We start from the raw sequence: 10,948 nt of genomic DNA, 5'->3' as shown, positions 1-10,948 counted from the left end.
CAAAAGCAAAAACCCCCGCCAACATATGAAGGCGGGGGTTCTGGCATGGGGTAGTCTGACGCTGACCTACTTTCTCACGGGAGACCGCAATATCATTGGCGCGGCTTCGTTTCACGGTCCTGTTCGGGATGGGAAGGGGTGGTTCCAAAGCGCTATGGGCGTCAGACTGAAACTGGTCGGCATGTATTAGGTTGCGATCGCCTTTTGGCGATGTGTCGCGCACCTTGATTAGCTCAAGGTTATAGGATCAAGCCGCACGGGCAATTAGTACTGGTTAGCTTAACGCATTACTGCGCTTCCACACCCAGCCTATCAACGTGGTGGTCTTCCACGACCCTTTAGCGAGATCGAGTCTCGAGGGAAGTCTCATCTTGAGGCGAGTTTCCCGCTTAGATGCTTTCAGCGGTTATCTCTTCCGGATTTAGCTACCCGGCGATGCCACTGGCGTGACAACCGGTACACCAGAGATCCGTCCACTCCGGTCCTCTCGTACTAGGAGCAGGCCCCCTCAAACTTCCAGCGCCCACGGCAGATAGGGACCAAACTGTCTCACGACGTTTTAAACCCAGCTCACGTACCACTTTAAATGGCGAACAGCCATACCCTTGGGACCGGCTACAGCCCCAGGATGTGATGAGCCGACATCGAGGTGCCAAACTCCGCCGTCGATGTGAACTCTTGGGCGGAATCAGCCTGTTATCCCCAGAGTACCTTTTATCCGTTGAGCGATGGCCCTTCCATACAGAACCACCGGATCACTATGACCTGCTTTCGCACCTGCTCGACTTGTGGGTCTCGCAGTCAAGCCTCCTTTTGCCATTGCACTATCAGTACGATTTCCGACCGTACCTAGGAGACCTTCGTACTCCTCCGTTACCCTTTAGGAGGAGACCGCCCCAGTCAAACTGCCTACCATGCACGGTCCCCGATCTGGATTCACAGACCAAGGTTAGAACCTCAACGACGCCAGGGTGGTATTTCAAGGACGGCTCCACCGGTACTAGCGTCCCGGTTTCATAGCCTCCCACCTATCCTACACAAGCCCCGTCAAAGTCCAATGCAAAGCTACAGTAAAGGTTCATGGGGTCTTTCCGTCTAGCCGCGGGGAGATTGCATCTTCACAAACATTTCAACTTCGCTGAGTCTCAGGAGGAGACAGTGTGGCCATCGTTACGCCATTCGTGCAGGTCGGAACTTACCCGACAAGGAATTTCGCTACCTTAGGACCGTTATAGTTACGGCCGCCGTTTACCGGGGCTTCGATCAAGAGCTTGCACCCCATCACTTAACCTTCCGGCACCGGGCAGGCGTCACACCCTATACGTCCACTTTCGTGTTTGCAGAGTGCTGTGTTTTTATTAAACAGTCGCAGCCACCGATTCTCTGCGGCCCCATCGCCCTTCGGATGTACTCCTACAAGCTACCGGGGCATACCTTCTCCCGAAGTTACGGTATCAATTTGCCGAGTTCCTTCTCCTGAGTTCTCTCAAGCGCCTTGGTATTTTCAACCTGCCCACCTGTGTCGGTTTGCGGTACGGTCACTCTTTGACTGAAGCTTAGAGGCTTTTCCTGGAAGCTTGGTATCAGTCACTTCGCGAACAAGTTCGCTCGTTATCACCCCTCAGCTAAGCCGCGCGGATTTGCCTACGCAGCACGCCTACAGGCTTGAACCGGGACATCCAACACCCGGCTGACCTAACCTTCTCCGTCCCCCCATCGCATCAAAGAGCGGTACAGGAATATTGACCTGTTTCCCATCGACTACGCATTTCTGCCTCGCCTTAGGGGCCGACTCACCCTACGCCGATGAACGTTGCGTAGGAAACCTTGGGCTTTCGGCGAACGAGCTTTTCACTCGTTTTATCGCTACTCATGTCAGCATTCGCACTTCCGATACCTCCAGCAGACCTCTCGATCCACCTTCGCAGGCTTACGGAACGCTCCCCTACCATGTGTCATAGACACATCCGCAGCTTCGGCTCGTGGCTTGAGCCCCGTTACATCTTCCGCGCAGGACGACTCGACTAGTGAGCTATTACGCTTTCTTTAAAGGGTGGCTGCTTCTAAGCCAACCTCCTAGCTGTCTATGCCTTCCCACCTCGTTTTCCACTTAGCCACGCATTTGGGGCCTTAGCTGGCGGTCTGGGTTGTTTCCCTCTTGTCCCAGGACGTTAGCACCCCAGGACTGTCTCCCGTGCTCGCACTTCTTGGTATTCGGAGTTTGCTATCGCGAGGTAGATCGCAATGACCCCCTCAACGATTACAGTGCTCTACCCCCAAGAGTGATACACGAGGCGCTACCTAAATAGCTTTCGGGGAGAACCAGCTATCTCCGGATTTGTTTAGCCTTTCACCCCTACCCACAGCTCATCCCCTAGTTTTTCAACACTAGTGGGTTCGGACCTCCAGCTGGTGTTACCCAACCTTCATCCTGGCCATGGGTAGATCATCCGGTTTCGGGTCTACGCCCAGCAACTAAAGCGCCCTTATCAGACTCGCTTTCGCTACGCCTCCCCTATTCGGTTAAGCTCGCTACTGAACGTAAGTCGCTGACCCATTATACAAAAGGTACGCAGTCACCCCACAAGGAGGCTCCCACTGTTTGTATGCATGCGGTTTCAGGATCTATTTCACTCCCCTCCCGGGGTTCTTTTCGCCTTTCCCTCACGGTACTAGTTCACTATCGGTCGATCACGAGTATTTAGCCTTGGAGGATGGTCCCCCCATGTTCAGACAGGGTTTCTCGTGCCCCGCCCTACTTGTCGTACGCTCAGTACCATTGAATTGCTTTCGCGTACGGGGCTATCACCCTTTATTGCCGGACTTTCCAGACCGTTCCACTAGCAATTCAATTATCACGTACAGGCTTTTCCCAATTCGCTCGCCACTACTATGGGAATCTCGGTTGATTTCTTTTCCTGCGGTTACTTAGATGTTTCAGTTCACCGCGTTCGCCTCCGCGCACCTATGTATTCAGTGCGGGATACCTCCTAAGAGGTGGGTTTCCCCATTCGGACATCCCCGGATCAAAGCTTGCTTGTCAGCTCCCCGAGGCTTTTCGCAGACTGCAACGTCCTTCATCGCCTGTGATCGCCAAGGCATCCACCACATGCACTTAGTCGCTTGATCCTATAACCTTGAACCCTGACTCTCGCCAGGCTTCAGTGTTCGATTCAAACGCCAAATGTCTTACTACACCCCATCGCTGGTTCAAAGGATGGAATGTAATCAATCGATGCAATCACAACCTATGGATTCGAACGCTCATCACGCTCTATCCATACATGCCTTCCAGATTTTTAAAGATCGACAGCTGACTCAAGTTGAGTCATGAATACAGGCAGCACCTGCATTCATGACGCGACTTCTTTGACGCAACCAAGGTTGGTGGAGCTGGACGGGATCGAACCGACGACCCCCTGGTTGCAAACCAGGTGCTCTCCCAGCTGAGCTACAGCCCCATGTTCCGTGGTACGAGCCGAACCCATCAGTATTTGATGGTGGGTCTGGTTGGATTCGAACCAACGACCCCCGCCTTATCAAGACGGTGCTCTAACCGGCTGAGCTACAGACCCTGCACGTCCGCTGTCTTTACTGAACAACCGATAAGTTGTGGGAGCTCGGCATCTGCTTTGCTCTAGAAAGGAGGTGATCCAGCCGCACCTTCCGGTACGGCTACCTTGTTACGACTTCACCCCAGTCATGAATCCCACCGTGGTAGGCGCCCTCCTTGCGGTTAGGCTACCTGCTTCTGGTGAAACCCACTCCCATGGTGTGACGGGCGGTGTGTACAAGACCCGGGAACGTATTCACCGCGGCATGCTGATCCGCGATTACTAGCGATTCCGACTTCACGTAGTCGAGTTGCAGACTACGATCCGGACTACGATCGGCTTTCTGGGATTGGCTCCACCTCGCGGCTTGGCAACCCTCTGTACCGACCATTGTATGACGTGTGAAGCCCTACCCATAAGGGCCATGAGGACTTGACGTCATCCCCACCTTCCTCCGGTTTGTCACCGGCAGTCTCATTAGAGTGCTCTTGCGTAGCAACTAATGACAAGGGTTGCGCTCGTTGCGGGACTTAACCCAACATCTCACGACACGAGCTGACGACAGCCATGCAGCACCTGTGTTCAGGCTCCCTTTCGGGCACCAATCCATCTCTGGAAAGTTCCTGACATGTCAAGGGTAGGTAAGGTTTTTCGCGTTGCATCGAATTAATCCACATCATCCACCGCTTGTGCGGGTCCCCGTCAATTCCTTTGAGTTTTAACCTTGCGGCCGTACTCCCCAGGCGGTCGACTTCACGCGTTAGCTACGTTACTCAATGGTTTTACCCACCGAACAACTAGTCGACATCGTTTAGGGCGTGGACTACCAGGGTATCTAATCCTGTTTGCTCCCCACGCTTTCGTGCATGAGCGTCAGTACAGGCCCAGGGGGCTGCCTTCGCCATCGGTGTTCCTCCTGATATCTACGCATTTCACTGCTACACCAGGAATTCCACCCCCCTCTGCCGTACTCCAGTCTTGCAGTCACAACCGCAGTTCCCAGGTTGAGCCCGGGGATTTCACAGCTGTCTTACAAAACCGCCTGCGCACGCTTTACGCCCAGTAATTCCGATTAACGCTCGCACCCTACGTATTACCGCGGCTGCTGGCACGTAGTTAGCCGGTGCTTCTTCTTACGGTACCGTCATCCTCCGGGGATATTCACCCCAAAGTTTTCTTTCCGTCTGAAAGAGCTTTACAACCCGAAGGCCTTCTTCACTCACGCGGCATGGCTGGATCAGGCTTTCGCCCATTGTCCAAAATTCCCCACTGCTGCCTCCCGTAGGAGTCTGGGCCGTGTCTCAGTCCCAGTGTGGCTGATCATCCTCTCAGACCAGCTACGGATCGTTGCCTTGGTAGGCTTTTACCCCACCAACTAGCTAATCCGACATCGGCCGCTCCAATCGCGCGAGGCTCTTGCGAGTCCCCCGCTTTCTCCCTCAGGACGTATGCGGTATTAGCGTAACTTTCGCTACGTTATCCCCCACGACTGGGCACGTTCCGATGCATTACTCACCCGTTCGCCACTAACCTAGGAGCAAGCCCCTAGATCCGTTCGACTTGCATGTGTAAGGCATGCCGCCAGCGTTCAATCTGAGCCAGGATCAAACTCTTAAGTTCAATCCAAATTGGCCAAACTCATCATCACTGACGATGTAGTATTGGCACTCAAGTCTCTTGCTTTTTCGAAACCGAAGTTTCGATTCGCTTCAACCGAGCACCCACACTTATCGGTTGTCCAAATTTTTAAAGATCAACTGCAAACTGCCACTGCTTTTTACTGCCGCACATCCGACTGCGTCGTTTGTGCTGAGCCGGCTATATTACCAACTCATTAAATTCTGTCAAGCAACGCTTCAAAATATCGAAGCTCTCACCCTTTTGATGGGATGAAAAACCCCCGCCAACATATGAAGGCGGGGGTTCTGGCATGGGGTAGTCTGACGCTGACCTACTTTCTCACGGGAGACCGCAATATCATTGGCGCGGCTTCGTTTCACGGTCCTGTTCGGGATGGGAAGGGGTGGTTCCAAAGCGCTATGGGCGTCAGACTGAAACTGGTCGGCATGTATTAGGTTGCGATCGCCTTTTGGCGATGTGTCGCGCACCTTGATTAGCTCAAGGTTATAGGATCAAGCCGCACGGGCAATTAGTACTGGTTAGCTTAACGCATTACTGCGCTTCCACACCCAGCCTATCAACGTGGTGGTCTTCCACGACCCTTTAGCGAGATCGAGTCTCGAGGGAAGTCTCATCTTGAGGCGAGTTTCCCGCTTAGATGCTTTCAGCGGTTATCTCTTCCGGATTTAGCTACCCGGCGATGCCACTGGCGTGACAACCGGTACACCAGAGATCCGTCCACTCCGGTCCTCTCGTACTAGGAGCAGGCCCCCTCAAACTTCCAGCGCCCACGGCAGATAGGGACCAAACTGTCTCACGACGTTTTAAACCCAGCTCACGTACCACTTTAAATGGCGAACAGCCATACCCTTGGGACCGGCTACAGCCCCAGGATGTGATGAGCCGACATCGAGGTGCCAAACTCCGCCGTCGATGTGAACTCTTGGGCGGAATCAGCCTGTTATCCCCAGAGTACCTTTTATCCGTTGAGCGATGGCCCTTCCATACAGAACCACCGGATCACTATGACCTGCTTTCGCACCTGCTCGACTTGTGGGTCTCGCAGTCAAGCCTCCTTTTGCCATTGCACTATCAGTACGATTTCCGACCGTACCTAGGAGACCTTCGTACTCCTCCGTTACCCTTTAGGAGGAGACCGCCCCAGTCAAACTGCCTACCATGCACGGTCCCCGATCTGGATTCACAGACCAAGGTTAGAACCTCAACGACGCCAGGGTGGTATTTCAAGGACGGCTCCACCGGTACTAGCGTCCCGGTTTCATAGCCTCCCACCTATCCTACACAAGCCCCGTCAAAGTCCAATGCAAAGCTACAGTAAAGGTTCATGGGGTCTTTCCGTCTAGCCGCGGGGAGATTGCATCTTCACAAACATTTCAACTTCGCTGAGTCTCAGGAGGAGACAGTGTGGCCATCGTTACGCCATTCGTGCAGGTCGGAACTTACCCGACAAGGAATTTCGCTACCTTAGGACCGTTATAGTTACGGCCGCCGTTTACCGGGGCTTCGATCAAGAGCTTGCACCCCATCACTTAACCTTCCGGCACCGGGCAGGCGTCACACCCTATACGTCCACTTTCGTGTTTGCAGAGTGCTGTGTTTTTATTAAACAGTCGCAGCCACCGATTCTCTGCGGCCCCATCGCCCTTCGGATGTACTCCTACAAGCTACCGGGGCATACCTTCTCCCGAAGTTACGGTATCAATTTGCCGAGTTCCTTCTCCTGAGTTCTCTCAAGCGCCTTGGTATTTTCAACCTGCCCACCTGTGTCGGTTTGCGGTACGGTCACTCTTTGACTGAAGCTTAGAGGCTTTTCCTGGAAGCTTGGTATCAGTCACTTCGCGAACAAGTTCGCTCGTTATCACCCCTCAGCTAAGCCGCGCGGATTTGCCTACGCAGCACGCCTACAGGCTTGAACCGGGACATCCAACACCCGGCTGACCTAACCTTCTCCGTCCCCCCATCGCATCAAAGAGCGGTACAGGAATATTGACCTGTTTCCCATCGACTACGCATTTCTGCCTCGCCTTAGGGGCCGACTCACCCTACGCCGATGAACGTTGCGTAGGAAACCTTGGGCTTTCGGCGAACGAGCTTTTCACTCGTTTTATCGCTACTCATGTCAGCATTCGCACTTCCGATACCTCCAGCAGACCTCTCGATCCACCTTCGCAGGCTTACGGAACGCTCCCCTACCATGTGTCATAGACACATCCGCAGCTTCGGCTCGTGGCTTGAGCCCCGTTACATCTTCCGCGCAGGACGACTCGACTAGTGAGCTATTACGCTTTCTTTAAAGGGTGGCTGCTTCTAAGCCAACCTCCTAGCTGTCTATGCCTTCCCACCTCGTTTTCCACTTAGCCACGCATTTGGGGCCTTAGCTGGCGGTCTGGGTTGTTTCCCTCTTGTCCCAGGACGTTAGCACCCCAGGACTGTCTCCCGTGCTCGCACTTCTTGGTATTCGGAGTTTGCTATCGCGAGGTAGATCGCAATGACCCCCTCAACGATTACAGTGCTCTACCCCCAAGAGTGATACACGAGGCGCTACCTAAATAGCTTTCGGGGAGAACCAGCTATCTCCGGATTTGTTTAGCCTTTCACCCCTACCCACAGCTCATCCCCTAGTTTTTCAACACTAGTGGGTTCGGACCTCCAGCTGGTGTTACCCAACCTTCATCCTGGCCATGGGTAGATCATCCGGTTTCGGGTCTACGCCCAGCAACTAAAGCGCCCTTATCAGACTCGCTTTCGCTACGCCTCCCCTATTCGGTTAAGCTCGCTACTGAACGTAAGTCGCTGACCCATTATACAAAAGGTACGCAGTCACCCCACAAGGAGGCTCCCACTGTTTGTATGCATGCGGTTTCAGGATCTATTTCACTCCCCTCCCGGGGTTCTTTTCGCCTTTCCCTCACGGTACTAGTTCACTATCGGTCGATCACGAGTATTTAGCCTTGGAGGATGGTCCCCCCATGTTCAGACAGGGTTTCTCGTGCCCCGCCCTACTTGTCGTACGCTCAGTACCATTGAATTGCTTTCGCGTACGGGGCTATCACCCTTTATTGCCGGACTTTCCAGACCGTTCCACTAGCAATTCAATTATCACGTACAGGCTTTTCCCAATTCGCTCGCCACTACTATGGGAATCTCGGTTGATTTCTTTTCCTGCGGTTACTTAGATGTTTCAGTTCACCGCGTTCGCCTCCGCGCACCTATGTATTCAGTGCGGGATACCTCCTAAGAGGTGGGTTTCCCCATTCGGACATCCCCGGATCAAAGCTTGCTTGTCAGCTCCCCGAGGCTTTTCGCAGACTGCAACGTCCTTCATCGCCTGTGATCGCCAAGGCATCCACCACATGCACTTAGTCGCTTGATCCTATAACCTTGAACCCTGACTCTCGCCAGGCTTCAGTGTTCGATTCAAACGCCAAATGTCTTACTACACCCCATCGCTGGTTCAAAGGATGGAATGTAATCAATCGATGCAATCACAACCTATGGATTCGAACGCTCATCACGCTCTATCCATACATGCCTTCCAGATTTTTAAAGATCGACAGCTGACTCAAGTTGAGTCATGAATACAGGCAGCACCTGCATTCATGACGCGACTTCTTTGACGCAACCAAGGTTGGTGGAGCTGGACGGGATCGAACCGACGACCCCCTGGTTGCAAACCAGGTGCTCTCCCAGCTGAGCTACAGCCCCATGTTCCGTGGTACGAGCCGAACCCATCAGTATTTGATGGTGGGTCTGGTTGGATTCGAACCAACGACCCCCGCCTTATCAAGACGGTGCTCTAACCGGCTGAGCTACAGACCCTGCACGTCCGCTGTCTTTACTGAACAACCGATAAGTTGTGGGAGCTCGGCATCTGCTTTGCTCTAGAAAGGAGGTGATCCAGCCGCACCTTCCGGTACGGCTACCTTGTTACGACTTCACCCCAGTCATGAATCCCACCGTGGTAGGCGCCCTCCTTGCGGTTAGGCTACCTGCTTCTGGTGAAACCCACTCCCATGGTGTGACGGGCGGTGTGTACAAGACCCGGGAACGTATTCACCGCGGCATGCTGATCCGCGATTACTAGCGATTCCGACTTCACGTAGTCGAGTTGCAGACTACGATCCGGACTACGATCGGCTTTCTGGGATTGGCTCCACCTCGCGGCTTGGCAACCCTCTGTACCGACCATTGTATGACGTGTGAAGCCCTACCCATAAGGGCCATGAGGACTTGACGTCATCCCCACCTTCCTCCGGTTTGTCACCGGCAGTCTCATTAGAGTGCTCTTGCGTAGCAACTAATGACAAGGGTTGCGCTCGTTGCGGGACTTAACCCAACATCTCACGACACGAGCTGACGACAGCCATGCAGCACCTGTGTTCAGGCTCCCTTTCGGGCACCAATCCATCTCTGGAAAGTTCCTGACATGTCAAGGGTAGGTAAGGTTTTTCGCGTTGCATCGAATTAATCCACATCATCCACCGCTTGTGCGGGTCCCCGTCAATTCCTTTGAGTTTTAACCTTGCGGCCGTACTCCCCAGGCGGTCGACTTCACGCGTTAGCTACGTTACTCAATGGTTTTACCCACCGAACAACTAGTCGACATCGTTTAGGGCGTGGACTACCAGGGTATCTAATCCTGTTTGCTCCCCACGCTTTCGTGCATGAGCGTCAGTACAGGCCCAGGGGGCTGCCTTCGCCATCGGTGTTCCTCCTGATATCTACGCATTTCACTGCTACACCAGGAATTCCACCCCCCTCTGCCGTACTCCAGTCTTGCAGTCACAACCGCAGTTCCCAGGTTGAGCCCGGGGATTTCACAGCTGTCTTACAAAACCGCCTGCGCACGCTTTACGCCCAGTAATTCCGATTAACGCTCGCACCCTACGTATTACCGCGGCTGCTGGCACGTAGTTAGCCGGTGCTTCTTCTTACGGTACCGTCATCCTCCGGGGATATTCACCCCAAAGTTTTCTTTCCGTCTGAAAGAGCTTTACAACCCGAAGGCCTTCTTCACTCACGCGGCATGGCTGGATCAGGCTTTCGCCCATTGTCCAAAATTCCCCACTGCTGCCTCCCGTAGGAGTCTGGGCCGTGTCTCAGTCCCAGTGTGGCTGATCATCCTCTCAGACCAGCTACGGATCGTTGCCTTGGTAGGCTTTTACCCCACCAACTAGCTAATCCGACATCGGCCGCTCCAATCGCGCGAGGCTCTTGCGAGTCCCCCGCTTTCTCCCTCAGGACGTATGCGGTATTAGCGTAACTTTCGCTACGTTATCCCCCACGACTGGGCACGTTCCGATGCATTACTCACCCGTTCGCCACTAACCTAGGAGCAAGCCCCTAGATCCGTTCGACTTGCATGTGTAAGGCATGCCGCCAGCGTTCAATCTGAGCCAGGATCAAACTCTTAAGTTCAATCCAAATTGGCCAAACTCATCATCACTGACGATGTAGTATTGGCACTCAAGTCTCTTGCTTTTTCGAAACCGAAGTTTCGATTCGCTTCAACCGAGCACCCACACTTATCGGTTGTCCAAATTTTTAAAGATCAACTGCAAACTGCCACTGCTTTTTACTGCCGCACATCCGACTGCGTCGTTTGTGCTGAGCCGGCTATATTACCAACTCATTAAATTCTGTCAAGCTTTTCTTTTTCGCTGCGGCGTTTCGCCACAACCAGAACCGCCTGAATCCCCGCCGTTTCGTTGCGTCTGCTTCGTCAGCAGCGGAGAAGCGGAACTATAGACATT

4 tRNA genes and 6 rRNA genes are annotated in these 10,948 nt (G+C 53.6%); all 10 read right to left on the bottom strand.

What is annotated here, in order from left to right:
- Window positions 1–53 precede the first annotated feature (53 nt).
- Window positions 54–166, bottom strand: a 5S ribosomal RNA gene (gene rrf, locus GGR36_RS21360).
- Window positions 167–243: 77 nt separating this feature from the next.
- Window positions 244–3,129 (bottom strand): 23S ribosomal RNA (locus tag GGR36_RS21355).
- Between the two features lie 256 nt (window positions 3,130–3,385).
- Window positions 3,386–3,461, bottom strand: a tRNA-Ala gene (locus GGR36_RS21350).
- A gap of 37 nt (window positions 3,462–3,498) precedes the next feature.
- Window positions 3,499–3,575, bottom strand: a tRNA-Ile gene (locus GGR36_RS21345).
- 66 nt (window positions 3,576–3,641) lie between these two features.
- A 16S ribosomal RNA gene (locus tag GGR36_RS21340) occupies window positions 3,642–5,174 on the bottom strand.
- 318 nt (window positions 5,175–5,492) lie between these two features.
- Window positions 5,493–5,605: ribosomal RNA gene (rrf, locus tag GGR36_RS21335) — 5S ribosomal RNA — on the bottom strand.
- A gap of 77 nt (window positions 5,606–5,682) precedes the next feature.
- A 23S ribosomal RNA gene (locus tag GGR36_RS21330) occupies window positions 5,683–8,568 on the bottom strand.
- A 256-nt stretch (window positions 8,569–8,824) separates the two neighbouring features.
- A tRNA-Ala gene (locus tag GGR36_RS21325) sits at window positions 8,825–8,900 on the bottom strand.
- A gap of 37 nt (window positions 8,901–8,937) precedes the next feature.
- Window positions 8,938–9,014 (bottom strand) — tRNA-Ile (locus GGR36_RS21320).
- A gap of 66 nt (window positions 9,015–9,080) precedes the next feature.
- A 16S ribosomal RNA gene (locus GGR36_RS21315) occupies window positions 9,081–10,613 on the bottom strand.
- The 16S, 23S and 5S rRNA genes sit together here with 4 tRNA genes alongside, the layout of an rRNA operon.
- Window positions 10,614–10,948: the final 335 nt, after the last annotated feature.

This window comes from Niveibacterium umoris (assembly GCF_014197015.1).
GTDB classification, from domain to species: Bacteria; Pseudomonadota; Gammaproteobacteria; order Burkholderiales; family Rhodocyclaceae; genus Niveibacterium; species Niveibacterium umoris.
This window is presented reverse-complemented; position numbering and strand designations above follow the sequence as displayed.